18 protein-coding genes and 1 pseudogene are annotated in these 23,702 nt (G+C 70.4%); 6 read left to right on the top strand and 13 right to left on the bottom strand.

The annotated features are described in order from the left end of the window. Window positions 1-224 precede the first annotated feature (224 nt). The 4 genes from AC5P1C_RS29175 to AC5P1C_RS29160 all read right to left on the bottom strand — a co-directional run bounded on the left by AC5P1C_RS29175 (window position 225) and on the right by AC5P1C_RS29160 (window position 8,004). Window positions 225-2,171: an acyl-CoA dehydrogenase family protein gene (locus tag AC5P1C_RS29175; protein WP_493868913.1), complete on the bottom strand. Its 1,947-nt coding sequence runs from the start codon at window positions 2,169-2,171 to the stop codon at window positions 225-227. Window positions 2,172-2,415: 244 nt separating this feature from the next. Continuing rightward, the gene (locus AC5P1C_RS29170; RefSeq protein WP_493868912.1) at window positions 2,416-3,861 is read right to left on the bottom strand and encodes an aldehyde dehydrogenase family protein; all 1,446 of its coding nucleotides are present in this window, start codon (window positions 3,859-3,861) and stop codon (window positions 2,416-2,418) included. Window positions 3,862-4,005: 144 nt separating this feature from the next. After that, entirely contained in the window at window positions 4,006-5,592 is a 1,587-nt protein-coding gene (locus tag AC5P1C_RS29165) for a PucR family transcriptional regulator (protein WP_493868911.1), read from the bottom strand. Window positions 5,593-5,826: 234 nt separating this feature from the next. Further along, a complete protein-coding gene (locus tag AC5P1C_RS29160; RefSeq protein ID WP_493868910.1) occupies window positions 5,827-8,004 on the bottom strand; it encodes an ATP-binding protein in 2,178 nt (725 codons plus the stop codon). A 533-nt stretch (window positions 8,005-8,537) separates the two neighbouring features. On the opposite strand from AC5P1C_RS29160, the gene gabT reads away from it, so the two are divergent. Both gabT and AC5P1C_RS29150 read left to right on the top strand, forming a co-directional pair. After that, a complete protein-coding gene (gabT, locus tag AC5P1C_RS29155) occupies window positions 8,538-9,872 on the top strand; it encodes a 4-aminobutyrate--2-oxoglutarate transaminase (protein ID WP_493868909.1) in 1,335 nt (444 codons plus the stop codon). Window positions 9,873-10,251: 379 nt separating this feature from the next. Then, complete coding sequence (locus AC5P1C_RS29150; RefSeq protein WP_493868908.1) at window positions 10,252-10,950, top strand: phosphatase PAP2 family protein; 699 nt, start codon at window positions 10,252-10,254, stop codon at window positions 10,948-10,950. Here the strand turns inward: AC5P1C_RS29150 and AC5P1C_RS29145 are convergent. From AC5P1C_RS29145 to AC5P1C_RS29110, 8 genes and pseudogenes are all read right to left on the bottom strand, one after another. Next, window positions 10,938-11,942, bottom strand: a pseudogene (locus tag AC5P1C_RS29145) (chitinase); the annotation flags it as partial. The gene AC5P1C_RS29150 and the pseudogene AC5P1C_RS29145 sit on opposite strands and share 13 nt — an antisense overlap. A gap of 215 nt (window positions 11,943-12,157) precedes the next feature. Further along, window positions 12,158-12,628 carry a hypothetical protein gene (locus AC5P1C_RS29140; protein ID WP_493868907.1) on the bottom strand — a complete coding sequence of 157 codons (471 nt, stop codon included), beginning with the start codon at window positions 12,626-12,628 and terminating at the stop codon, window positions 12,158-12,160. 129 nt (window positions 12,629-12,757) lie between these two features. Further along, a complete protein-coding gene (locus tag AC5P1C_RS29135; RefSeq protein ID WP_493868906.1) occupies window positions 12,758-14,176 on the bottom strand; it encodes an NAD(P)/FAD-dependent oxidoreductase in 1,419 nt (472 codons plus the stop codon). Between the two features lie 22 nt (window positions 14,177-14,198). Continuing rightward, a complete protein-coding gene (locus tag AC5P1C_RS29130; protein WP_493868905.1) occupies window positions 14,199-15,002 on the bottom strand; it encodes an ABC transporter permease in 804 nt (267 codons plus the stop codon). Further along, entirely contained in the window at window positions 15,002-15,931 is a 930-nt protein-coding gene (locus AC5P1C_RS29125) for an ABC transporter permease (RefSeq protein ID WP_493868904.1), read from the bottom strand. Before AC5P1C_RS29125 ends, AC5P1C_RS29130 begins: the two co-directional genes overlap by 1 nt. After that, window positions 15,928-17,088, bottom strand: coding sequence for an ABC transporter ATP-binding protein (locus AC5P1C_RS29120; RefSeq protein ID WP_493868903.1), 1,161 nt, complete (start codon window positions 17,086-17,088; stop codon window positions 15,928-15,930). The genes AC5P1C_RS29125 and AC5P1C_RS29120 overlap by 4 nt, the downstream gene beginning before the upstream one ends. A 59-nt stretch (window positions 17,089-17,147) precedes the next feature. Next, entirely contained in the window at window positions 17,148-18,392 is a 1,245-nt protein-coding gene (locus tag AC5P1C_RS29115) for an ABC transporter substrate-binding protein (protein ID WP_493868902.1), read from the bottom strand. Between the two features lie 62 nt (window positions 18,393-18,454). Continuing rightward, complete coding sequence (locus AC5P1C_RS29110) at window positions 18,455-19,957, bottom strand: gamma-aminobutyraldehyde dehydrogenase (RefSeq protein ID WP_493868901.1); 1,503 nt, start codon at window positions 19,955-19,957, stop codon at window positions 18,455-18,457. 176 nt (window positions 19,958-20,133) lie between these two features. Between AC5P1C_RS29110 and ybiA the strand changes: the two genes are divergently transcribed. Next, on the top strand, window positions 20,134-20,766 hold the full coding sequence (gene ybiA, locus AC5P1C_RS29105) for a riboflavin biosynthesis intermediates N-glycosidase (RefSeq protein ID WP_493868900.1): 633 nt from the start codon (window positions 20,134-20,136) through the stop codon (window positions 20,764-20,766). Between the two features lie 34 nt (window positions 20,767-20,800). Here the strand turns inward: ybiA and AC5P1C_RS29100 are convergent, their stop codons facing one another. Further along, on the bottom strand, window positions 20,801-21,505 hold the full coding sequence (locus AC5P1C_RS29100) for a DUF4190 domain-containing protein (RefSeq protein WP_493868899.1): 705 nt from the start codon (window positions 21,503-21,505) through the stop codon (window positions 20,801-20,803). 124 nt (window positions 21,506-21,629) lie between these two features. Between AC5P1C_RS29100 and AC5P1C_RS29095 the strand changes: the two genes are divergently transcribed. Genes AC5P1C_RS29095 through AC5P1C_RS29085 form a run of 3 tightly spaced genes read left to right on the top strand, consistent with a single transcriptional unit; the run spans window position 21,630 to window position 23,614 of the window. Further along, window positions 21,630-22,697, top strand: coding sequence for an adenosine deaminase (locus tag AC5P1C_RS29095; protein ID WP_493868898.1), 1,068 nt, complete (start codon window positions 21,630-21,632; stop codon window positions 22,695-22,697). A gap of 20 nt (window positions 22,698-22,717) precedes the next feature. After that, a complete protein-coding gene (locus AC5P1C_RS29090; protein ID WP_493868897.1) occupies window positions 22,718-23,416 on the top strand; it encodes a glycerophosphodiester phosphodiesterase in 699 nt (232 codons plus the stop codon). 30 nt (window positions 23,417-23,446) lie between these two features. Beyond that, complete coding sequence (locus AC5P1C_RS29085) at window positions 23,447-23,614, top strand: hypothetical protein (RefSeq protein WP_451216606.1); 168 nt, start codon at window positions 23,447-23,449, stop codon at window positions 23,612-23,614. Window positions 23,615-23,702 lie beyond the last annotated feature (88 nt).

The following is a 23,702-nucleotide window of genomic DNA, read 5'->3' as shown; positions in this document are numbered from 1 at the left end:
CTGGGTGCCGATCGACCCGGTCGAGCCGAGGATGACGATGTCCCGCGGGCCGTCCGTGACGACGGGGTCGAAGACGAGATGCGGGTCGGCGAGGGGGGCTGGACTGTCGCTCATCCCCCCATTCTTGCCTGGGCGGCTGTGTGCGGGTGCACTGCGCCCCGATCCGATCGGTCGGAATCGCGTTCCGGGGCGTTCCTGAGGGAGGGAACGCCCCGGAAAGCGCGTCAGCGGATGGGCCGGTGGACGTTCTCCCGGACGCTCGGGCCCGGTGTCGCGTCCGCGATCCAGGGGCCTTCACCGCTGGGGTCGACGACGCCCTCCTCCAGCCAGGTGTACATACCGGACAGGACGCCCTTGACCACCTTGCGGTCGATGTCGTCCGTGTTGACCCACAGGCGGTCGAAGAGCTCGTCGACGCGGATGCGGGACTGGCGGCAGAACGTGTCGGCCAGCTGGTAGGCCTCCCGGCCGTGGTCCTCCGTCGTCCGCAGGAGCTCGGCGCGCACGCACGCCGCGCTCATCGCGAAGAGTTCGGCGCCGATGTCCACCACGCGACCCAGGAAGCCCTGCTTGGTCTCCATCTTTCCCTGCCAGCGCGACATCGCGTAGAACGTCGAGCGGGCCAGCTTGCGGGCGCACCGCTCCACGTAGCGCAGGTGCGGGGAGAGGTCCGCGTGGCCGCTGGGGTGGAACTCCGTGTACGAGCGCGGGAGTTGACCCGGCCCCGTGACCAGCTTCGGCAGCCAGCGGGCGTAGAAACCGCCTGCCTTCGCGCCCGCCCTGGCCTTGTCGGTCAGGGACTTGTCCGGGTCGATCAGGTCGCCCGCCACCTTCAGGTGCGCGTCCACGGCCTCGCGGGCGATCAGGAGGTGCATGATCTCCGTCGAGCCCTCGAAGATGCGGTTGATGCGCAGGTCGCGCAGGACCTGTTCCGCCGGGACCGCGCGTTCGCCGCGGGCCGCGAGGGACTCGGCGGTCTCGAAGCCTCGGCCGCCGCGGATCTGCACCAGTTCGTCGGCCATCAGGCAGCCCATCTCGGAGCCGTACAGCTTGGCGAGCGCCGCCTCGATGCGGATGTCGTTGCGGTCCTCGTCGGCCATCTGGGAGGAAAGGTCCAGTACGGCTTCCAGGGCGAAGGTCGTCGCGGCGATGAAGGAGATCTTCGCGCCGACCGCCTCGTGGAACGCGACCGGCTTGCCCCACTGCTCCCGCGCGCCCGACCACTCACGGGCGATCTTCAGGCACCACTTGCCCGCGCCGACGCACATCGCGGGCAGCGAGAGGCGGCCGGTGTTGAGGGTCGTGAGGGCGATCTTCAGGCCCGCTCCCTCCGGGCCGATGCGGTGCGCCGCGGGGACGCGGACCTGGTGGAAGCGGGTCACACCGTTCTCCAGGCCGCGCAGGCCCATGAAGGCGTTGCGGTTCTCGACGGTGATGCCCTCCGCCGCTGCCTCGACCACGAAGGCCGTGATGCCGCCCTTGTGGCCATCGGACTTCGGTACGCGCGCCATGACGACCAGGAGGTCCGCCACCACGCCGTTCGTCGTCCAGAGCTTCACGCCGTCCAGGACGTACTCGTCGCCGTCCGGGACGGCCGCCATCGCCATGCGCGCCGGGTCGGAGCCGACGTCCGGCTCGGTCAGGAGGAACGCGCTGATGTCCGTGCGGGCGCAGCGCGGCAGGAACTCGTCCTTCTGCTCCTGGGTGCCGAACTGCTTGAGCGGCTGCGGTACGCCGATCGACTGGTGGGCGGAGAGCAGCGCGCCGATCGACGGGTTCGCGGAGCCGACGAGGGCGAGGGCCTTGTTGTAGTAGACCTGCGTGAGACCGAGCCCGCCGTACTTCGTGTCGATCTTCATGCCGAGGGCGCCGAGTTCCTTGAGGCCGTTCATGACCTCGTCGGGGATCTGCGCCTCGCGCTCGATGCGGGCCGAGTCGATCTTCGTCTCGCAGAAGTCGCGGAGCTTGGCGAGGAACTCCTCGCCGCGCCTCGCGTCCTCGTCGGCGGGCATGGGATGCGGGTGGATCAGGTCGAGCCGGAAGCGGCCGAGGAAGAGTTCCTTGGCGAAGCTGGGTTTGCGCCAGTCCTGTTCGCGGGCGGCCTCGGCGACCTGCCGGGCCTCGCGTTCGCTGACGGACGCCCCGGAAGGGGGTGGGGTTGGTGCGGACATTGAGGAGCTCACCTCGCCGCGCAGGGGGCCGATCGGCTCCGGTTGACCCGATCTTGACCCGGTCGGTTACTGACTGGTGCTACTCGATCGTATGGATCGTATGTACCCGATTCGTCCTGAGCCCACCAGTCCTCGCGCAGCGTTCGGCGCATCGCGTCCACGCACCGTCCTCATGCCGTCCTCGCGCACGAGAACGGCCGGAGCCCCCGCACAGTGGGCTCCGGCCGTCGGTTCGTGAACTGCCCTACAGGGCGAGGCCCGTCATCACCATGACCCGCTCGTAGGTGTAGTCGTCCATCGCGAACCGCACGCCCTCGCGGCCCACGCCGGACTGCTTGACGCCGCCGTACGGCATCTGGTCGGCGCGGTAGGAGGGGGCGTCGCCGATGACCACGCCGCCGACCTCCAGGGCACGGTGTGCGCGGAAGGCGGTCTGCAGGTCGTGCGTGAAGACGCCCGCCTGGAGGCCGTACTTGGAGTCGTTGACGGCGGCGAACGCCTCCGCCTCGCCGTCCACCTTCTTGATCGTGAGGACCGGGCCGAAGACCTCCTCGACGGCGATGGTCACATCGGCCGGTACGTCGGCGAGCACGGTCGGCGCGTACGAGGCGCCGTCCCGCTTGCCGCCGGCGAGCAGCCGGGCGCCCGCCTGGACGGCCTCGTCGACCCAGGACTCCACGCGCTTGGCGGCGTCCTCGTTGACGAGCGGGCCGACGTCGGTCTTCGGGTCGGACGGGTCACCGGTGACCTGGCCCTCGATGGCCTTGAGGACGCGCGGCACGAGCCGGTCGTACACGGAGGCGTCGGCGATGACCCGCTGCACCGAGATGCAGGACTGGCCGCCCTGGTAGTTCGAGAAGGTCGCGATGCGCGAGGCCGCCCAGTCGAGGTCCTCGTCGGAGGAGAAGTCGGAGAGGACGACGGCGGCGCCGTTCCCGCCCAGCTCCAGGGTGCAGTGCTTGCGCGGCACCGAGTCCAGGATCGCGTACCCGACCTTCTCGGAGCCGGTGAAGGAGATGACGGGAAGGCGCTCGTCCTGCACGAGGGCGGGCATCTTCTCGTTCGCGACCGGAAGGACCGACCAGGAACCGGCGGGCAGCTCGGTCTCGGCGAGCAGCTCGCCGATGAGGAGTCCGGAGAGCGGGGTCGCGGGCGCCGGCTTGAGGATGATCGGCGTGCCGGACGCGATGGCCGGGGCGATCTTGTGGGCGCAGAGGTTCAGCGGGAAGTTGAACGGCGCGATGCCCAGGACGACGCCCTTGGAGAAGCGGCGCGTGAAGGCGAGACGCCCCTGGCCACCGGCGTCGGTGTCCAGACGCTGGGCCTCGCCGCCGTTGAACCGGCGGGCTTCCTCCGCGGCGAACCGGAAGACGGAGACGGCACGGCCGACCTCGCCACGGGCCCACTTGATCGGCTTGCCGTTCTCGGCGGAGATGAGCTGGGCGATCTCTTCCGTCCGCTCGACGAGCCTGCGGCTCACGTGGTCGAGGGCGGCGGCCCGCACGTGCGCCGGGGTCGCGGCGAACTCGTCGCGCACGGCGTACGCGGCGGCGACGGCCTCCTCGACCTGGGCGTCGGTCGGGACGGCAGCCTTGCCGACGACCCGCCCGTCCCAGGGCGAAGTGACGTCGAGAGTGGTCTCACCGGTGGTCTGGCGACCGGCGAGCCAGAAGGCGTGGATGGAAGTCATGTCGATTCCCGGCCCTTCCGCGAAGGTGTGTCTTGGGGGGTACGTTCCCCACCGTAGGGGCGGTATGGGTGCGGGACGTTTGTCCGACTCGGAGTACTGCCCTCCGGTGCCACGCCTCTTTGGCAGGGGGTCATTCCCCAGCAGTCACTCCGTACCGCTCGACGTCGCCTTCAGCGACAGCCACAGCTCCATGCGGACGTCCGGGTCGTCCAGGGAGCGGCCCAGGATCTCCTCGACCCTGCGCATGCGATAGCGCAGCGTGTGGCGGTGGACGCCCAGGTCCGCGGCTGCCGCGTCCCACTGGCCGTGGCGGGAGAGCCAGGCGCGCAGCGAGGCGATCAGGTCGCCGCGGCCGGTGGCGTCGTGCTCGTACAGGGCGCGCAGCAGACCGTCGGCGAACGCGCGCACCGCGTCGTCGGCGAGCAGCGGCAGGACCGAGCCCGCCGCCAGGTCCTCGTGCTCGACCAGGGCGCGGCCCCGGCGCCGGGCGATGGACAACGCCTGGTCCGCCTGCTTGTACGCGGTGGCCGCCGCGATGGGCCCCGCGGGTGCGGAGAGGCCGAGCAGGAGGGCCGCTCCCTCGACCGCACCACCCTCCGGCGCGTCGGAACGCCCTGCCTCCAGCGTCTGCGCGTACGCGACGCACGCCGCCGCGCCCGCGCCGCCGTCCACGACGAGCAGGACGAGCCGCTCGCCGTAGGGCACGACGAGCAGCGCCTCGCCGGCGCGCGCGGCGGCCGACTCGACGGCGTCCGTGAGCCCGGCGAACGGGTCGCCGCCCTCCGGGGCCGAGGCGGGGACCTCCGCCACCACCAGGCGGAACGGCGCGTCCAGCAGGCTGCCGTACAACTCCCCCGCCACCGTGCGGGCGTGGTCGGGCTCCCCTGCCAGCAGCATCCGCAGTACGGCGGAACCGACGCGGGCCTCGGCGGCCTGGAGCGAGCGGTTGCGCTCCGTGGTGAGGGTGAGCAGCGCGATGGCCGAGTGCAGTGCGTACCGCTCGGCGGTGCCGAGGGTGGATGCCGTGCCGACGGCGAGCGCGGCGCGGGGCCGCCGTCCGGTACCGATGGAGTGCAGCTCCACCCGGTCCTCCGCGCCCGCGACGACGGCGCTGGCGGGCGCGGCCCGGTCCCGCAGCCGCTCCACGTCGGAGGTGAGGCGGGCGGCCCTGCGCGCGGCCCACTCCGGCGCCGTGGCGACGACGGCGCCCGACGCGTCGTACAGCGCGGCCCAGCCGTCCACCTGTCCGGCGAGCGCGCCGAGCAGCCCCTCGGGGCCCTCGCTCAGGGCCTGCTTGGTCAGCTCGCGCTGGGCGGCGAAGCCCGCCGTGACGGCGCGGTACTGGTCGGCGGCGATGGCCGCGGACACGGCCTTGCTGATGGCGAGGAAGGGGGTGCGCCGCGGCACTTCGAGGAGCGGAAGCCCTTCCTCCGCCGCCGCGGCGACCAGCGCCTCCGGGATGTCCTTGTAGTGCACCCCGACCGCGAACCCGAGCCCCACGACTCCCGCCGCCGCGAGCCGCTTCACATAGCGGCGCATCGCCTCCGGATCCTCCGCGTCCAGCTTGAGCGCGGTGATCAGGAGGAGCTCGCCGCCCTCCATGTAGGGCACGGGGTCGGTGAGCTCACTGGCGTGCGCCCAGCGCACGGGCGCGTCCAGATGCTCCTCACCCGCGCGCACGGTGAGCTTCAGTGCGGAGTGGTGGACGAGGGAGGCGAGCGTGGGCGGCATGGGACCTTCAGGTCTGGTCAGCAGTCAGGGCGGCAGGTCTGGCAGCGGCGGCCGAGGCACGCGTCCCGGTCGGCCGAGGCACGCGTCCCGGTCGGCCATTGAATCCCGGACGAGATGTGGATCTTTTGGCCGGTACGTATGAACGACCTGTGTCGATTCTGCCTCACCGTACGGTACGTAGGGGACCCAATACCCCGTACATACATCCCTACCGGCGCCCCGGCGAGAAGGGCCCTAACCCCGCAGATCCACCAACAACGGCGGCGCGTGCTCGCCCCGTACATCCGTGAGCGAGAGCACCGCGTGTCCCGCGGGCACCGCGTGCGCCAGCTCGGAGGCGGACCACCGCTCGCGCTCGACCTGGCGGACGGTCACCGCGCGTGCGGTGGGGGCGTTGCCGGTGATGACGCGGCGGAGCATGTGGACCGTCTTGCCGAGCGGGGTCTCGGCGATGATCTGCCGGTCGGTGACGTCCCGGGCCTCGATCCACTCCTTGCCCCAGACCTCCGCGAAGTCCTGCCCGTCCCACGGGGTGAGCCCGGACAGCGCCATACGGCAGCCGATCGAGCCGAGCAGCGGCGTGCGCAGCGGTCGGGGTGCGTCGTCGAGCGTACGCAGGGTCAGCACGACCCCGGCGTTCGCGGACCGCAGCCGCTGCAGACGGCGTACGGACTCCGGGGTGACCGTCCCCGTCGCGTCGTCGAGGACGAGACAGGCGAAGAGCGAGCGGTCCTCGCGGGCGGCGGCGCTCGCCATGAACTGGGCGAGCATCAGCCGGGCGAGGATCCGCGACGCGTCCGCGTGACCGCGCTCGGGGAGATCGACGCGGACCCGTACGGGGTGGTCGAGGGCCCGCAGCGAGAAGGGCGTGCTCTGGCCCGACGTGTCGAAGAAGGAGGCGAAGGCCGGGCGGTCGAGCAGCGCGATGCGGTCGGCGATGACGGCACCCGGGTCGCCGGGGTGGCCCAACTGCCGCTCGCGGGCGTCGAGTTCCCGCAGCATCGCGTCCTGCCCCGACTCCTGGAGCGCCTTGCGCAGCGCGCCGAGCGGGCCCGGGGCGCCGTCGAGCAGGGCGCGCAGCTCGGGCACGGACGGGAAGCGGCGGTGCACCGCGTGGTAGGGGCCGAGGAGTTGGGCGAGGACGGTCGTCGAGCGGCGGCTGTCGGCGCCGGGGTGCGGGTCGACGAGGTCACCCACGAGGGCTTCGGCGAGCACGGCCGCGGCCTCGTCCGGGTCGTTCGTGCCGCCGTACAGGTCGAGGTCGTACACGGAGTCGGGGTGGCCGATCCGCACCACCACGTCGTAGTCGTCGGCGGGCCCGAGCCCGGCGCCCGCGGCCCCGACCACGACCACCGCGGCCCGTCCGGCGAGCGCCCCGAGGCACAACGACTCGGCGACCGGCCACACGACCCCGCTGGTCTTGCCGGACCCGGCGGGTCCCACGGCGAGCAGCGAGGTCCCCAGGAGCTCGGGCCCGAGGCCCAGCCCCGTCCCCCGGTAGGCATAGGGGTTGCGCGGATCGTCGGCCGTGGTCCCGAGCCGCACCTGCGCCGTGGCGAGGTCGTGACGGGCCGCGCGGGCGGGCAGGTCACGGTCTCCGGAGGGATGGCCGCAGGCGGCGGCCCCGTCCCGTACGACGGATTCGCTGAACGAGGAGAGGGTGTTGCGCCCGGCCCGCACGGACCGCCAGGCCCGCGTGATCCGGGCATGGTCGACGTCCCGCATGAGCCCGGCCCGCGCGTCCGCGGCCAGCCGCTCGGCGGCGGCATCGGCGCCGGCTTCCCGGAGCTGGGGCCACTGGGCGGGGTCCTCGCCGGGGGTGGGGGGCGGCTGCGGCGGGGCGGGGCGGCGGAAGCGGGGAGCGATGTAGCGGCGCCAGATCTCGTCCCAGCGGCCGAGCTTGCCGACGCCGGACATGATGGCGAACGCGATGAGGGTGTAGTAGCTGTACCAGACGACCGCGTTGCCGATCCGGTCGCGCGTGTTGATCCACGAGTCCGGCAGGAGCAGTTCCAGCGGCAGGACCCACCAGCCGCCGAGATAGCCGTTCCACAGCAACGACCAGATCAGCCACCCCACGAGCAACGCGATCAGCGCACCGCTGAAGAGCTGACGCACCGGCGTGACCTCGGGCTCCTGCTCCGGCCGAGGCTTATGCCCGAACCGCCACACCCCGGGCTGCGCGCCCGGCCGCGGCGTGCGCAGCCAGGTCAGGAAGGCGGAGCCGTCCGGCTGCGCAGGAACCCCCGCGGCCTCGCTCCCCGGCGCCCGTACGGGACGCGGCGGCGTGACGGGCACACCGGCGGAGCCGGACGGCACACCCCGCGGCCCGACGGAGCCTGGAGGCGCCGCCGGGCGCGGCACCGGTGTGGCGTGTGTGCCGCGAGCGTCGTGTGTGCCTTCGGAGTCCATGGACCTTGCCCCCTGACCTACCGGCCTGCCTGTTCAGCCGTCAATCTAGTGCCCCCACAGGGGGAGTTCACCGCATACGCGCCCGGGACCTGCGGGAACGGGCGGGCACAAGGGCCTCCGTGAGCTGGGCGGAACACATCAATCCGGCTACGGTCGTTCGATGCCCGATCCCAAGGACACCGACACGGCCGTCGGGGAGACGGCCGTGAACCCCTACAAGTCTTCGGGCAGGAGACGAAAGGCCCCATGCGCGGTGAGTGGGCGCATCATGCGGAAGTACCCGTCGGTGGTCAGCATGTCGGCGGTCCGGAAGGCGGCAGCGAGCGCGACGTTCATGGCATCGACAAGGCCGACCCCTTTGCCGCCACTCGCATCCCTCCCCTCCCCCCCGCCCCTGCCGCTATGTCCACCACGGACAACCGCCACGCCGAACAACTCCCCCGTGGAGCATGCCCGCCCCCACCCTCCGCCCCTAACCTGCGAAGAAAGCAAGCATTCGAGCGTCCGCCTCGCCCCACCCCCAGGAGCACCCCATGACCGCACTTCCGCAGGAGCGCCGCGTCGTCACCGCCATCCCCGGGCCGAAGTCTCAGGAGCTGCAGGCCCGCCGTACCGCCACGGTCGCCGGTGGCGTGGGTTCCGTGCTGCCTGTGTTCGCGGCGCGCGCGGGTGGCGGCATCATCGAGGACGTCGACGGCAACCGCTTCATCGACTTCGGCTCCGGCATCGCCGTGACGTCCGTCGGTGCCAGCGCCGAAGCCGTCGTACGCCGCGCGAGCGCGCAGCTCGCCGACTTCACCCACACCTGTTTCATGGTCACGCCGTACGAGGGGTACGTCGCCGTGGCGGAGCAGCTCGCGGAGCTGACGCCGGGTGACCACGCGAAGAAGTCCGCGCTCTTCAACTCCGGCGCCGAGGCCGTCGAAAACGCCGTCAAGATCGCCCGTGCGCACACCAAGCGCCAGGCCGTCGTCGTCTTCGACCACGGCTACCACGGCCGCACGAACCTCACGATGGCGCTGACCAGCAAGAACATGCCGTACAAGAACGGCTTCGGGCCGTTCGCGCCCGAGGTCTACCGCGTCCCGGTGGCCTACGGCTACCGCTGGCCGACGGGCGAGGAGAACGCAGGACCCGAGGCCGCCAAGCAGGCCATCGACCAGATCAGCAAGCAGGTCGGCGCGGACAACGTCGCCGCGATCATCATCGAGCCGGTGCTCGGCGAGGGCGGCTTCATCGAGCCCGCGAAGGGCTTCCTGCCCGCGATCGTGAAGTTCGCCAACGACAACGGCATCGTCTTCGTCGCGGACGAGATCCAGTCCGGCTTCTGCCGCACGGGCCAGTGGTTCGCGTGTGAGGACGAGGGCATCGTCCCCGACCTGATCACGACCGCCAAGGGCATCGCGGGTGGTCTGCCGCTCGCCGCCGTCACAGGCCGTGCCGAGATCATGGACGCCGCGCACTCCGGCGGCCTCGGCGGCACCTACGGCGGCAACCCGGTGGCCTGCGCCGGTGCGCTCGGTGCCATCGAGACGATGAAGGAGCTCGACCTCAACGGCAAGGCGAAGGCCATCGAGGCGACGATGAAGGCGCGCCTGTCCGCCATCGCGGAGAAGTACGACATCGTCGGCGACATCCGTGGCCGCGGCGCCATGATCGCCATCGAGCTGGTCAAGGACCGCGCCACGAAGGAGCCGAACGCGGAGGCGACGGCCGCGCTCGCCAAGGCCTGCCACGCGGAGGGCCTGCTCGTCCTCACCTGCGGCACGTACGGCAACGTCCTGCGCTTCCTGCCGCCGCTGGTCATCGGCGAGGACCTCCTGAACGAGGGCCTGGACATCATCGAGGCCGCGTTCGCCCGCGTCTGATCGCATACGAGCGGTAGCGCTCACCGGAGCCGGGATCACCCCAAAAGGGGAAGATCCCGGCTCCGTATGCGTCCGCATATGCCCCGACGTGTGTGTGCCCCGCGCGGTGCGAGGCCCGTGACCTGGGGCGACCGTCAGGGCATGTGAAGAACGTGTGCGAGCCCCATGACGGGTTGCCGTTCCGCCTGTCGGCCGGTCACCACCTGACGTACGGTTTCTGCAGATGAGAGAAACACCCCGCCCACAGGAAACTGTGGGCGACACCCGGGCGGAGCCTCCCCAGCCCCGTCCTGGTCGTGCCCTCGCGCACACACCCGGAGCTTCTGGCTCCGGAACTCCTCACCGATCGGATGGCCGCACGCCCCAAACCCCCCGGGGCGTGCGGAACACCGGTCAGGACGGCCGCCTCGGAACTACCCCCCCTGTTCCGGGGCGGCCGACCATTTTCCTCTTCTGCCTCTGCGCGTTCGTCTTCGCGCTCATCACCTGGCAAGTGATCGCCGACGGCCCCCTCCGCGACGCGGACGAGCGGCTCGGCCCCTGGATCACCGGAAGCCGCATCCCGGACGGCGTCGCCGAGCTCCTCGCCGATCTGGGCGGGGTCGCCGTCGCCGCGCCGGTCCTCGCCGTCGCCGCCGCCTACGCCGGATGGCGCGGGCGTCGCGCCCGTACGTACCGCTGGTGGACGGCCCCAGTCGTCGCCGTCGTGGCCATGGCTGCCGTCCCGGTGCTCGTGATCCCGCTCAAGGAGCTCATCGACCGCACAGGGCCGCCCGGCATGGACGGCAGCGGCTATTACCCCTCGGGCCACACCGCCACCGCCATGGTCGCCTACGGCGGGGCGGCGCTGCTCGTGCTGCCCTATCTGCGCGGCACGTATGCACGGCGTGAACTGGTCATCGCCTGCGGCCTGTTGAACTTCGGGGTCGGGCTCGGGCTCGTGCGCCGCGGGTATCACTGGCCGCTGGATGTCGTGGCCAGCTGGTGCCTGTTCGGGATGGTGCTGCAGGTGATGGTCCTGGTCGTGGCGCGGTACGGGCACCGCGCCACCGACGAGGACACGGCTCAGCCGAAGTAGCCGTCGAAGTTCTTCGAGAACTCCCAGTTGTTGTGGCGATCCCAGTTGATGGACCAGGTCATCAGGCCGCGCAGGTCCGGCCACGTGCCGTGCGTCTTGTACGAGCCGCAGCTGGTGCCCTTCGTCAGGCAGTCCAGGGACTTGTTGACCTCCGTCGTGGGGACGTGGCCGTTGCCCGCGTTCGTCGAGGCGGGCATGCCGATGGCCACCTTCTCCGGGGGAAGCGCGGGGAAGACGTTGTTCGTGTCCCCCGCCACCGGGAAGCCGGTGAGCAGCATGTCGGTCATCGCGATGTGGAAGTCCGCGCCGCCCATGGAGTGGTACTGGTTGTCCAGGCCCATGATCGGGCCGGAGTTGTAGTCCTGGACGTGCAGCAGCGTGAGGTCGTCGCGCAGGGCGTGGATGACCGGCAGGTACGCGCCGGCGCGCGGGTCCTGGCCGCCCCACTTGCCCGTTCCGTAGAACTGGTAGCCGAGCTGCACGAAGAAGGTCTCGGGGGCCATCGTGAGCGTGAAGCCGCTGCCGTACTTGGACTTGAGGGTCTTGACCGCCGCGATGAGGTTCACGATCGAGGGCGTCGTGGGGTTCTTGAAGTCGGTGTCGTCGGCGTTCAGCGAGAGGGAGTGGCCCTCGAAGTCGATGTCCAGGCCGTCGAGTCCGTACTCGTCGATGATCGCGGAGACCGATGAGACGAAGGTGTCGCGGGCCTGGGTGGTGGTCAGCTGGACCTGGCCGTTCTGGCCGCCGATGGAGATCAGGACCTTCTTGCCCGCCGCCTGCTTGGCCTTGACCGCGGCCTTGAACTCCTCCTTCGACTCGACGCCGGGACACTCGGTCCGCGGACAGAGGCTGAAGCGGATGTCGCCGGACGTGGCCGATGTCGGCTCGCCGAAGGCGAGGTCGATGATGTCCCAGCTGTCGGGGACGTCCGCGAGCCGGGTGTAGCCGGACCCGTTGGCGAAGCTCGCGTGCAGATAGCCGACCAGGGCGTGGTCGGCGGCGGCCTTCGGCTTCGGCTCCGTCGAAGGACCCGCCGAGGCCTCGGCGGCGAGCAGGCCGGACGCGGCGAGCGCGCAGGCCGTGGCCGCCACGGTGAGACATCTCAGGTGACGCGACAAGGAACGATCCACGACTTCCTCCGGGCATTGGGGGGTTGGAGGGTGGGCCGCTCAATTTGGTCCAGACCAATGCAGTTGTCAAGACCCCGTCAAGAACTCGGCGACTCCCCCTCCCGCGGCGCCAACTGCGCCGCCGCCTCGTGCATCGCGAGTTCGAGGAGTGCCGGATCCGTCAGCGTGCCCGAGCCGTCGGGCGGGACCAGCCAGCGGACCCCGCCCGTGGAACGCCCCGGATAAGGGACCACGATCCACGTCCCGCGGCCCGCGCCGCGCACGCCCGTGCCGATCCAGCGCGAGACCGTGCCCGCCGGCACGAAGAACCCCATGCGGGAGTCGCCGAAGTCGGCGAGCACCGGGCCCGGACGGTCGATGCAGCGGGTCAGGACGTCAAGCGTGGGGTAGCCGAGTTCGCCGGGAAGGATGAGTACGTCCCAGACCCTGCCCGCCGGAAGGAGCGCGACCCCCAGGGGGTTGCGCTCCCATTCCCACCGGCAGGCGTCCGGGTCCGGCGCCACCGACACGAGCCATTCGACCGCCGACTTCGCCTCCGAGCCAGTCATGGCGGGACCTCCCTTTTCCTGTGGACCAGCTGTGCATGTCACAGGAGAGAGGGGGGTCGGGCCGGAGCATTACGCGGGTTCCGGAAACTTGTTGACGAACAGTCGACAGCCGCCGACCGACCGAGCCGGTCAGCTGTCGAAGCCCAGGCCCAGCTTGTCCATCGTCTTCAGCCACAGGTTGCGCCTGCCGCCGTTCTCGTCCGCGCGGGCCAGCGACCACTTGGTCAGTGCCACACCCGTCCACGCGAACGGCTCGGGCGGGAACGGCAGCGGCTTCGTGCGCACCATCTCCAGGGACGTACGCTCCGTGCGCTCGCCGGAGAGCAGGTCCAGCATGACGTCGGCCCCGAAGCGCGTCGCCCCGACGCCGAGGCCGGTGTATCCCGCCGCGTACGCGACGCGCCCCGCGTGGGCCGTGCCGAAGAACGCCGAGAAGCGCGAGCACGTGTCGATCGCACCGCCCCACGCGTGCGTGAACTTGACCCCCTCCAACTGCGGGAAGCAGGTGAAGAAGTGGCCCGCGAGCTTCGCGTACGTCTCGGGGCGGTCGTCGTGCTCGGCGCGCAGCTTGCCGCCGAACGGATAGATCGCGTCGTAACCGCCCCACAGGACGCGGTTGTCGGCGGAGAGCCGGAAGTAGTGGAACTGATTGGCGCTGTCGCCCAGGCCCTGGCGGTTCCGCCAGCCGATGGCCGCCAGCTGCTCCTCGGTCAGCGGCTCCGTCATCAGCGCGTAGTCGTAGACCGGGACGGTGTACGCGCGCACGCGCTTGACCAGCGACGGGAAGATGTTCGTGGCGAGCGCGACCCGGCGGGCGCGGATCCGGCCGTACGGAGTGCGTACGGCCATCCCCGCGCCGGACGAGGCGAGTTGGAGCGCGGGCGTGTGCTCGTAGACGCGTACGCCCTTCTCCAGGCAGGCGCGCTTGAGGCCCCAGGCGAGCTTCGCCGGGTGGAGCATCGCGACGCCATCGCGGTCCCAGAGGCCGCCGAGGAAGGTCGGCGAGTCGACGTGGGCGCGCACGGCGTCCGCGTCGAGCAGCTCGGAGCCGCCCGCGAGGCCGTGCTCCGCCATCTCCTCGTACATCTCGTGCAGTTCGGCGAGCTGGTGCGGCTCCGTGGCCACGTCGATCTCACCGGTGCGTTCGAAGTCGCAGTCGATGGAGTAACGCTTGACGGCCGCCTCGATCTCGTCGAGGTTGCGGGCGCCCAGCTCCTCCAGCTTCGCGATCTCGCCGGGCCAGCGGGACAGGCCGTTCGAGATGCCGTGCGTGAGGGACGCGGCGCAGAAGCCGCCGTTGCGGCCTGAGGCGGCCCAGCCCGCCTCTCGGCCTTCGACCAGGATCACATCGGTGTGCGGGTCGCGCTCCTTGGCGATGAGCGCGTTCCACAGTCCGCTGTAGCCGCCGCCGACGACCAACAGGTCGCACTGCTCGTCACCGGTGAGGGCGGGTTCGGCGCGGGGCTTGCCCGGGTCGTCCAGCCAGTACGAGACCGGCTGGGCGTCGGAGAGGGACTTGGTCCAACGGGTCATGGCGCTTGGGGCCATGATTTCCACTCCTTCAGAATTCCTAGCGAGCTTGTTTGTTGCGGCGCTTTCCGACGATCATCCCGCCGAGCACCAGGAGAACGGCGACCAGGAACATCGCCGTACCGATGACATTGATCTGCACGGGCGTACCGCGCTGTGCCGATCCCCAGACGAACATGGGGAACGTCACGGTGGAGCCCGCGTTGAAATTCGTGATGATGAAGTCGTCGAAGGAGAGCGCGAAGGCGAGCAGCGCGCCCGCCGCGATTCCAGGTGCCGCGATCGGCAGCGTGACCCGGACGAAGGTCTGCACGGGGCCCGCGTAAAGGTCCTGTGCGGCCTGTTCCAGGCGCGGGTCCATGGACATCACGCGCGCCTTGACGGCGGTCACCACGAAGCTGAGGCAGAACATGATGTGGGCGATGAGAATCGTCCAGAAGCCGAGCTGCGCGCCCATGTTGAGGAACAGCGTGAGCAGCGAGGCGGCCATGACGACCTCGGGCATCGCCATCGGCAGGAAGATCAGCGAACTGACCGCGCCGCGCGCCCGGAAGCGGTAGCGCACCAGCGCGAAGGCGATCATCGTGCCGAGCACGGTCGCGCCGATCGTCGCCCAGGCCGCGATCTGCAGGCTCAGGCTGAGCGAGCCGCACATGTCGGCGACGCCGCAGGGGTCCTTCCAGGCGTCGAGCGAGAAGTCCTGCCAGGCGTAATTGAAGCGCCCCTTCGGCTTGTTGAAGGAGAACACCGTCACGACGATGTTCGGGAGCAGCAGATACGCGAGCGTCAGCACACCCGCGATGACGACGAATTTGCCGCGGAGCCAGCGGAAGAAGGCAGCCATCAGACGAGATCCTCCGTCCCGGACTTACGGATGTAGAACGTGACCATGACGAGGATCGCCGCCATCAGGATGAAGGAGAGGGCCGCCGCCGTCGGGTAATCCAGAATGCGCAGGAATTGCGTCTGGATGACGTTTCCGACCATGCGGGTGTCGGTGGAGCCGAGCAGATCCGCGTTGACGTAGTCGCCCGCCGCCGGAATGAAGGTGAGCAGCGTGCCGGAGACGACGCCCGGCATGGAGAGCGGGAAGGTCACCTTGCGGAAGGTGGTGGACGGCTTCGCGTAGAGGTCGCCCGCCGCCTCGTGCAGCCGGCCGTCGATGCGCTCCAGGGAGGTGTAGAGCGGCAGGATCATGAACGGCAGGAAGTTGTACGTGAGTCCGCAGATCACCGCCAGGGGTGTGGCGAGGACCCGGTCGCCCTCCGTCCAGCCGAGCCAGCTGGTGACGTCCAGGACGTGCAGCGAGTTGAGGGCACCCACCAGGGGCCCACCGTCCGCGAGGATCGTCTTCCACGCCAGCGTACGGATGAGGAAACTGGTGAAGAACGGCGCGATGACCAGGACCAGGATGAGATTGCGCCAGCGGCCCGCGCGGAACGCGATCAGATATGCGAGCGGATAGCCGAGCAGCAGACACAGGATCGTGGCGGCGCCCGCGTACGTAACCGAGCGCAGGAACTGCGGCCAGTAGTCCCTCAGCGCGTCCCAGTAGGTGGCGAAGTGCCAGGTGACCTTGAAGCCGTCTTCGAGGGAGCCCGTCTGGACGGAGGTCGATGCCTGGTAGACCAGCGGGAGCGCGAAGAACACGACGAGCCAGAGGATGCCGGGGAGAAGCAGCCAGTAGGGGACGAGGCGCCCTCGCTTGCGGACCTTGCGGGGCGCCTCGTCCGGCTCTTTGGTCGGCGGCGCTTCGGTGAGGGTCGTCGTCATGCGGAGGCGTCCTCCTCGACCTTCTCGACGCCCGCCTCGATGTCCTGGGCGGCGTCCAGGCCGAAGGTGTGCGCGGGGTTCCAGTGCAGGACGACCTGGACGCCGGGGACCAGGCGGGTGTCGCGCTCGATGTTCTGGGCGTAGACCTCGAACGCGTCGCAGAGCGGGCTGTTGATGACGTACTGCGTCGATACGCCGATGAAGCTGCTGTCGGCGATGCGGCCCGTGATGCGGTTGCGGCCCTCCGGGATCTGCCCCGCGTCGTCGGCGTGCGTGAGGGAGATCTTCTCGGGGCGTACGCCGAGGATGACCTTGCCGCCCGTGGTGGTGGGCGCCGTACATCGCGCGGCGGGCAGCGTGAGCTTGCCGTCGCCTGCCTTGAGGGTGAGGTCGTCGCCGCTGCGGCCCGCGATCTCGGCCTCGATGAAGTTCGACGTGCCGAGGAAGTTGGCGACGAAGGTGGTGCGGGGGTTCTCGTAGAGGTCGGCGGGGGCGCCGAGCTGTTCGACCTGGCCCGCGTTCATCACCGCGACCTGGTCGGCCATCGTCATGGCCTCCTCCTGGTCGTGCGTGACGTGGATGAACGTGATGCCCACCTCGGTCTGGATGCGCTTGAGTTCGAGCTGCATCTGGCGGCGCAGCTTGAGGTCGAGGGCGCCGAGCGGCTCGTCCAGGAGCAGCACCTTGGGGTGGTTGATCAGGGCGCGGGCCACGGCGACGCGCTGCTGCTGGCCGCCGGAGAGCTGGTGCGGCTTCTTGCGGGCCTGCTCGCCGAGCTGGACGAGGTCGAGCATCTCGCCGACCTGGCCCTTAACGGACTTGATGCCGCGACGGCGGAGGCCGAAGGCGACGTTCTCGAAGATGTCGAGGTGCGGGAAGAGCGCGTACGACTGGAAGACCGTGTTGACGGGCCGCTTGTACGGCGGCAGCGCCGTGACGTCCTGCTCGCCCAGGTGCACGGTGCCCGAGCTGGGCTCCTCAAGGCCCGCGATCATGCGGAGCGTGGTGGTCTTGCCACAGCCGGACGCGCCGAGCAGCGCGAAGAAGGAGCCCTGCGGCACGGTGAGGTCGAGGGGGCGGACGGCCTTGAAGGAGCCGTACGTCTTGCTGATCCCGGTGAGGCGGACGTCGCCGCCGTGTTCTGTAGCAGTCGTCATGGTGCGTCCAGGGGGTCGAGGGGAGACAAGGGGACTACGAAGGGGCGTGGGGGCGCCGCCTAGGAACCGGTCAGCTTGGCGAACTTCTCCTCGTACGCCGTCTCTTCCTTCGGCGTCAGCGAGCGGAACCCGCGGGACTTCGCGGCCATCTCCTTGTCCGGGAGGATCAGCGGGTTGTTCGCGGCGTCCTTGTCGAGCTTCGCGAGCTCGGGGCGCACACCGTCCACGGGGCAGACGTAGTTGATGTACGCGGCGAGGCGTGCGGCGGGCTCCGGCTCGTAGTAGTAGTCGATGAGCCGCTCGGCGTTGCGCTTGTGGCGCGCCTTGTTCGGGACGAGCAGGTTGTCCGTGGACGTGATGTAGCCCTGGTCCGGGATGTGGAAGTCGATGTCGGGGTTGTCGGCCTGCAGCTGGACGATGTCGCCCGCCCAGCCCAGACATGCCGCGATGTCGCCCTTGGCGAGGTCCGCGGTGTAGTCGTTGCCCGTGAAGCGGCGGATCTGCTTCTTGTCGACGGCCTTCTGGAGGCGGGCGATGGCCGCGTCGAAGTCGTCGTCGGTGAACTTCGCCGGGTCCTTGCCCATGTCGATGAGCGTCATGCCGACGCTGTCGCGCATCTCGGAGAGGAAGCCGACGCGCCCCTTGAGCTTGGGGTTGTCCAGGAGCTGCGACACCGAGGTGATGTCCTCGCCGTCGGTCGCCTTCTTGTTGTACGCGATGACCGTGGAGATGCCGGTCCAGGGGTACGAGTAGGCCCTTCCGGGGTCCCAGTCCGGGTCGCGGAACTGGGCGGCCAGGTTGGTGTACGCGTGCGGCAGGTTGGCCGGGTCCAGTTTCTGGACCCAGCCGAAGCGGATGAGCCGGGCCGCGAGCCAGTCCGTGACGCAGATGAGGTCGCGGCCGGTGTCCTGGCCCGCCGCGAGCTGCGGCTTGATCTTCCCGAAGAACTCGACGTTGTCGTTGATGTCCTCGGTGTACTTGACCTTGATCCCGGTGCGCTTGGTGAACGCGTCCAGGGTGGGGCGGCGTTCATCGTCGTCGACGTCCATGTACTCGGTCCAGTTGGAGAAGTTGATCTGCTTCTCCTTGGCCGAGTGGTCCTCGGACGAGACGTCGCCCTGGCCCTTGCTCGCTGCCGGGATCCCGCAGGCGCTGAGCGCACCGAGGCCGCCGACGGCGAACGCGCCAGTGGCGGAGGCGCGCAGCAGGGAGCGGCGGGTGAGGGCGGCCCTGCCGTTCCTGAAGCTGCGGTGCATGGCGGCCAGTTGGGCCGGGGAGAGGGAGTCGGGCTCGTACTGCTCCATGCGCTTGGTTGCCCTTTCGGGAGGATGGACGACCGCTGGTCGGGCGGCCCTCCAGCTGTCGGCTATCGGTCCCCGAAGACGGTGCGGTGCCAGTCCTTGCGGACGACCGCGGTGTTGTCGAACATGACGTGCTTGATCTGGGTGTACTCCTCGAAGGAGTAGGCGGACATGTCCTTTCCGTAGCCGGAGGCCTTGTACCCGCCGTGCGGCATCTCGCTGAGGATCGGGATGTGGTCGTTGACCCACACGCAGCCCGCCTTGATCTCACGGGTCGCGCGGTTGGCGCGGAACACGTCTCGGCTCCAGGCGGACGCGGCAAGGCCGTAGGGGGTGTCGTTCGCGAGCCGGATGCCTTCCTCGTCGGAGTCGAACGGCAGCACCACGAGCACGGGACCGAAGATCTCGGCCTGCACGATCTCGCTGTCCTGCGCGGCGTCGGCGATGAGGGTGGGCCTGTAGAAGGCGCCGGGGTGGTCGAGCGCCTCGCCGCCGGTGACCACGCGCGCGTAGGAGCGTGCCCGGTCGACGAAACCGGCGACGCGGTCGCGGTGGACGTGCGAGATGAGCGGCCCCAGGTCGGTGTCCTCGGCGAAGGGGTCACCGAGCCGGACGGTCTCCATGAGGGCGGCGACGCCGTCCACGAAGGCGTCGTACAGCGGCCGTTGGACGTACGCGCGCGTGGCGGCCGTGCAGTCCTGACCGGTGTTGATGAGCGCGCCGGCGACCGCGCCGTGCACGGCGGCCTCGAGGTCGGCGTCGTCGAAGACGACGAACGGCGCCTTGCCGCCGAGCTCCAGGTGCAGCCGCTTCACGGTGGATGTGGCGATCTCGGCGACGCGCTTGCCGACGCCGGTGGACCCGGTGAAGGAGGTCATGGCGACGTCAGGGTGGCCCACGAGCCGCTCGCCCGCGTCGCGCCCGGCCCCGCTGACGATGTTGACGACGCCGTCCGGGATGCCCGCCTCGGTGGCGGCCTGCGCGAAGAGGAGCGAGGTGAAGGGGGTGAGTTCGGCGGGCTTGAGGACGATCGTGTTGCCCGCGGCGATGGCCGGGAGGACCTTCCAGGCGGCCATCTGGAGGGGGTAGTTCCAGGGGGCGATGGAGCCGACGACCCCGATGGGCTCACGCCGTACGTACGAGGTGTGGTCGCCGGAGTACTCACCGGCCGACTGGCCCTGGAGATGCCGTGCCGCTCCCGCGAAGAAGGACGCGTTGTCGACGGTGCCCGGTACGTCGAACTCCCGGCTGAGCTTGATGGGCTTGCCGCACTGGAGCGACTCGGCCTGCGCGAACTCCTCCGCGCGCTCGGCCAGTACGCCGGCGAAGCGGTGCATGGCGTCGGAGCGCTCGCCGGGGGTGGCGCCCGCCCACTCGGGGAAGGCGTGCGCGGCGGCGGCGACAGCGGCGTCCACGTCCTTCTCGCCCGCGAGTTCGTAGCGGTGGACCTCGTCGCCGGTGGCCGGGTCGACGACGGCGTGGGTGCGGCCCGATGTGCCCTTGGTCAGCCGTCCGGCGATGTACTGGGCGCCGTCCGCGAAGTGGTCCTGCGCCTGGAAGTTGTGCATGACGCTCTCCTCCGCCGTCGCCCCCGTCCCAGGGGGTCGGCGTAGCTCCAGATCGATTTGAGTGCCGATCCTGACAGAGCAGCGGTCCCCCAACAAGTGATTCCGTTGTTGCCTTTTGGTTACGCGACGGAATCTGTCGACCAGGTGTCGAGTCGTCCTGGAAAACCCAGGACGGAATGTCAGTGGTGCGTGCCAAGATCGCGTGCATGACGAAGATCGACTCGGTGGATGCGCTGGTACGCGCGGTGCGCGCGGAAAAGGAGGAGGCGCGCAGCGCGGCCTTGGAAGGGCGGGAGACGGGAGGGCGGGTCAAGTATCTGCACTTCTGGGGGCACACACCACGCCGTGACGGGACGCTCGGCGCGAGCTGCTTCAGCCAGTGGTGGCAGTCGCCGTTCACGGTGGACGGCGTGGAGTACGGGACGGCGGAGCACTGGATGATGGCCGCCAAGGCCCGGCTCTTCTCCGACGCGGAGGCGGAGGCGGCGGTCCTCGCCGCGCGTACGCCCGCGGAGGCGAAGAAGAAGGGGCGCCTGGTCCGGGGCTTCGACGAGGCGATATGGGAGCGGGAGCGCTTCGGGATCGTGGTGGAAGGCAGCGTCCACAAGTTCACGTCGACCGAAGCGCTGCGCTCTTTCCTGGTCGGGACGGGGTCCCGGGTACTGGTCGAGGCGAGCCCGATGGACCGCATCTGGGGCATTGGCCTGGCGGCCGACGACGAGCGGGCGCAGGATCCGGCGAGGTGGCGGGGGCTCAATCTGCTGGGCTTCGCGTTGATGGAGGCGCGGGATCGCTTGCGCTCGGCTTAGGCAGCGGCAGCGGCCTCGGCCGCTCAGGACACTCCTAGGCGCCGACGATCAGCGCGACCAGGAGCCCGACCCCCAGCACGATGCCCCCCGCACCGCAGATGATCCCGGCCAGGGCCTGACCGGGGTTGGTCGCCTCCCCGCGCCCCGCCTTGCCGCGGCCGATCGATCCGAAGATGATCGCGAGGATGCCGAGCACGATCGCCAGGGGCCACAGGCAGAAGCCGACGGCCGAGATGATCCCGAGGACGAGGGCGGTCACACCCATCCCGTTGGAGGGGCCCATCGGCATCGCGGGCCAGCCGTACCCGGGAGGGCCCTGCCCCTGGTGGCCCGGATAGCCGGCATAACCGGGGTAACCGGGATATCCGGGATATCCGGGGTAGCCCTGATGCCCCTGGTAGCCCGGATGACCGGCGTAGCCGGAGTAGCCGGCGGAGTACCCGGGGTACCCGTACGGCACCTGCCCAGGCCCCTCAGGCCCGATCGGAGGCGGCGGCACCGGCTCACCCTGGCCCGCACCCGCCGGAGGCGGACCCTGCGGAGCCGCGAAGGGCGACGGCTGCCCCGCCTGCCCCGCCTGCTCGCGCGTGGGCGGCGCCGCCCACGGATCCCGCTTCTCCAGCGGCACCGGCCCCGAGGGCACCCCGGCAGCCCCACGCCCCGGCGGGACCTCGTCCTCCGGCGGAGCCCAAGGGTCCCGCCCCTCGGACGTACCCGACTCCCCCGAACCCTGGGACATGCGCCGTCACCTCTTTCGTACGTTCCGTCATGCTACGGCCATTGCCCCCGGCCGCAGGCACGCCGCCTACGATGATCCCCGACCCATCGATCAGCCGATCATTTCCGTTCCTGGGGAGGAAACCGTGACCGATCCGACCAGCACCCGTGAGCCACGCGACGCACGCGACCCGCATGCCTTCATCGCCGGACTGCCCAAGGCGGAACTGCATGTGCACCACGTCGGCTCGGCATCCCCCCGCATCGTCTCGGCCCTCTCCGCCCGCCACCCCGACTCCAAGGTGCCCACGGACGTAGAGGCCCTCACCGACTACTTCCAGTTCACGGACTTCGCCCACTTCATCCAGGTGTACCTCTCGGTCGTGGACCTGGTCCGCACCGCGGACGACGTACGCCTGCTCACGTACGAAGTCGCCCGCGACATGGCCCGGCAGAACATCCGCTACGCGGAGCTGACCGTCACCCCCTACAGCTCCGTGCGCCGCGGCATCGACGACCGCGCCTTCATGGACGCCATAGAAGACGCCCGCAAGGCGGCCGAGGACGAGCTCGGCGTCGTACTGCGCTGGTGCTTCGACATCCCCGGCGAGGCGGGGCTCGAATCCGCCGAGGAGACGCTCCGGCTCGCGACCACTGACAAGCTGCGCCCCGAGGGCCTGGTCTCCTTCGGGCTCGGCGGGCCCGAGATCGGCGTGCCGCGGCCGCAGTTCAAGCCGTACTTCGACCGCGCGATCGCGGCGGGCCTGCACTCCGTCCCGCACGCGGGCGAGACCACGGGGCCCGGGACCGTCTGGGACGCCCTCACTGACCTGCGCGCCGAGCGCATCGGCCACGGCACGAGCTCGGCGCAGGACCCGAAGCTCCTCGCCCACCTCGCGGAGCACCACATCCCGCTCGAGGTCTGCCCGACGTCGAACATCGCGACCCGCGCCGTCGCCACCCTCGACGAGCACCCCATCAAGCAGTTCGTCGCCGCCGGGGTACCGGTGACCATCAACTCCGACGACCCGCCCATGTTCGGGACCGACCTCAACAACGAGTACGCGGTCGCGGCCCGCCTTCTCGACCTCGACGAGCGGGGCATCGCGGCCCTGGCGAAGAACGCCGTCGACGCGTCGTTCCTCGATCCGGCGGGCAAGTCGAAGCTCGTCGCGGAGATCGACACGTACACGCAGGCCTGGCTCGCCCCCTGAGTCGGCACCACAATGGGCCCATGCGCACCGTGACAGCCGTGGCCCACCGAGGCGATCCCTACCGCGTCCGCGAGAACACCCTCCCGTCCCTGCGCTCCGCGCTGGGCCTGGGCGCGGACGCGGTGGAGATCGACGTCCGCCTCAGCCGTGACGGCGTCCCCGTCCTGCTGCACGACGCGACCCTCAAGCGGCTGTGGGGCCTCGACCGCCCCCTGTCCACGCTCTCCGCGGACGAGGTGCGCGGCCTCACCGAAGGCGGCGTACCCACCCTGGAGGAAGCGGTCGCGGCGACCGACGGCCACCGGCTCATGGTCGATCTGCCGGGCGCGACACCGGAGTCCGTGCGCACGGTCGTCGGCGCCATCGCCGACTGCGGGGCGGCGGAGCGTGCGTACTACTGCGCGGGCGCCCGGACGATGCTCGCGGTGCGCGCGGCGGATCCCGCCGCCGAGATCGCCCTGACCTGGACGACTCTCGCCCCGCCGCGCCAGGCCGTGCTCGACGCGATCAAGCCCCGCTGGCTCAACTACCGTTTCTCGCTGCTCCAGCGCGACCTGACCGCACACGTTCAGCGCCAGGGGCTGCTCGTCTCGGCCTGGACCCCCGACACGAAGCGCTCGATGCGCCGTCTCATCGACATCGGCGTCGACGCGATCACGACCAACCGCGTCGACACGCTGCAGGCCCTGCGGACACGGCCCGACGGCGCACCCTCGTAGCCGGACGGTCCCTCAACTAGCTTGTGGTCCATGGGGAACAGCGACGACGACAAGCGGGAAGAGCCGCTCTTCGTGTACGAGCGCGACGAACGGGGCTACCGCGGCCACCGCCTCAATCCACGGCACCCCGTGGGCCGCATGCTGACCATCGCCCTGCTGGTCGGCATCGTGCTGGTCATCCTGCTCATGGCGAAGTGACGGCCGCACTCCGAGGCACGAACCGACACCCCTAGGGGACAGCCCGCCAACGCCCCTGACGCACATGGGTGTTGCCCCCTCAGGGGCC

This window comes from Streptomyces sp. A18 (genome assembly GCF_059026065.1).
Note: the sequence above shows the minus strand (reverse complement) of the source record. Positions and strands in the feature narration are given on the sequence as shown.

Coding starts and splice junctions, on each gene's coding strand:
- AC5P1C_RS29175 (WP_493868913.1), bottom strand. CDS start 2,171: ATGTCCGCACCAACCCCACCCCCTTCCGGGGCGTCCGTCAGCGAACGC.
- AC5P1C_RS29170 (WP_493868912.1), bottom strand. CDS start 3,861: ATGACTTCCATCCACGCCTTCTGGCTCGCCGGTCGCCAGACCACCGGT.
- AC5P1C_RS29165 (WP_493868911.1), bottom strand. CDS start 5,592: ATGCCGCCCACGCTCGCCTCCCTCGTCCACCACTCCGCACTGAAGCTC.
- AC5P1C_RS29160 (WP_493868910.1), bottom strand. CDS start 8,004: ATGGACTCCGAAGGCACACACGACGCTCGCGGCACACACGCCACACCG.
- gabT (WP_493868909.1), top strand. CDS start 8,538: ATGACCGCACTTCCGCAGGAGCGCCGCGTCGTCACCGCCATCCCCGGG.
- AC5P1C_RS29140 (WP_493868907.1), bottom strand. CDS start 12,628: ATGACTGGCTCGGAGGCGAAGTCGGCGGTCGAATGGCTCGTGTCGGTG.
- AC5P1C_RS29135 (WP_493868906.1), bottom strand. CDS start 14,176: ATGGCCCCAAGCGCCATGACCCGTTGGACCAAGTCCCTCTCCGACGCC.
- AC5P1C_RS29130 (WP_493868905.1), bottom strand. CDS start 15,002: ATGGCTGCCTTCTTCCGCTGGCTCCGCGGCAAATTCGTCGTCATCGCG.
- AC5P1C_RS29125 (WP_493868904.1), bottom strand. CDS start 15,931: ATGACGACGACCCTCACCGAAGCGCCGCCGACCAAAGAGCCGGACGAG.
- AC5P1C_RS29120 (WP_493868903.1), bottom strand. CDS start 17,088: ATGACGACTGCTACAGAACACGGCGGCGACGTCCGCCTCACCGGGATC.
- AC5P1C_RS29115 (WP_493868902.1), bottom strand. CDS start 18,392: ATGGAGCAGTACGAGCCCGACTCCCTCTCCCCGGCCCAACTGGCCGCC.
- AC5P1C_RS29110 (WP_493868901.1), bottom strand. CDS start 19,957: ATGCACAACTTCCAGGCGCAGGACCACTTCGCGGACGGCGCCCAGTAC.
- ybiA (WP_493868900.1), top strand. CDS start 20,134: ATGTCAGTGGTGCGTGCCAAGATCGCGTGCATGACGAAGATCGACTCG.
- AC5P1C_RS29100 (WP_493868899.1), bottom strand. CDS start 21,505: ATGTCCCAGGGTTCGGGGGAGTCGGGTACGTCCGAGGGGCGGGACCCT.
- AC5P1C_RS29090 (WP_493868897.1), top strand. CDS start 22,718: ATGCGCACCGTGACAGCCGTGGCCCACCGAGGCGATCCCTACCGCGTC.
- AC5P1C_RS29085 (WP_451216606.1), top strand. CDS start 23,447: ATGGGGAACAGCGACGACGACAAGCGGGAAGAGCCGCTCTTCGTGTAC.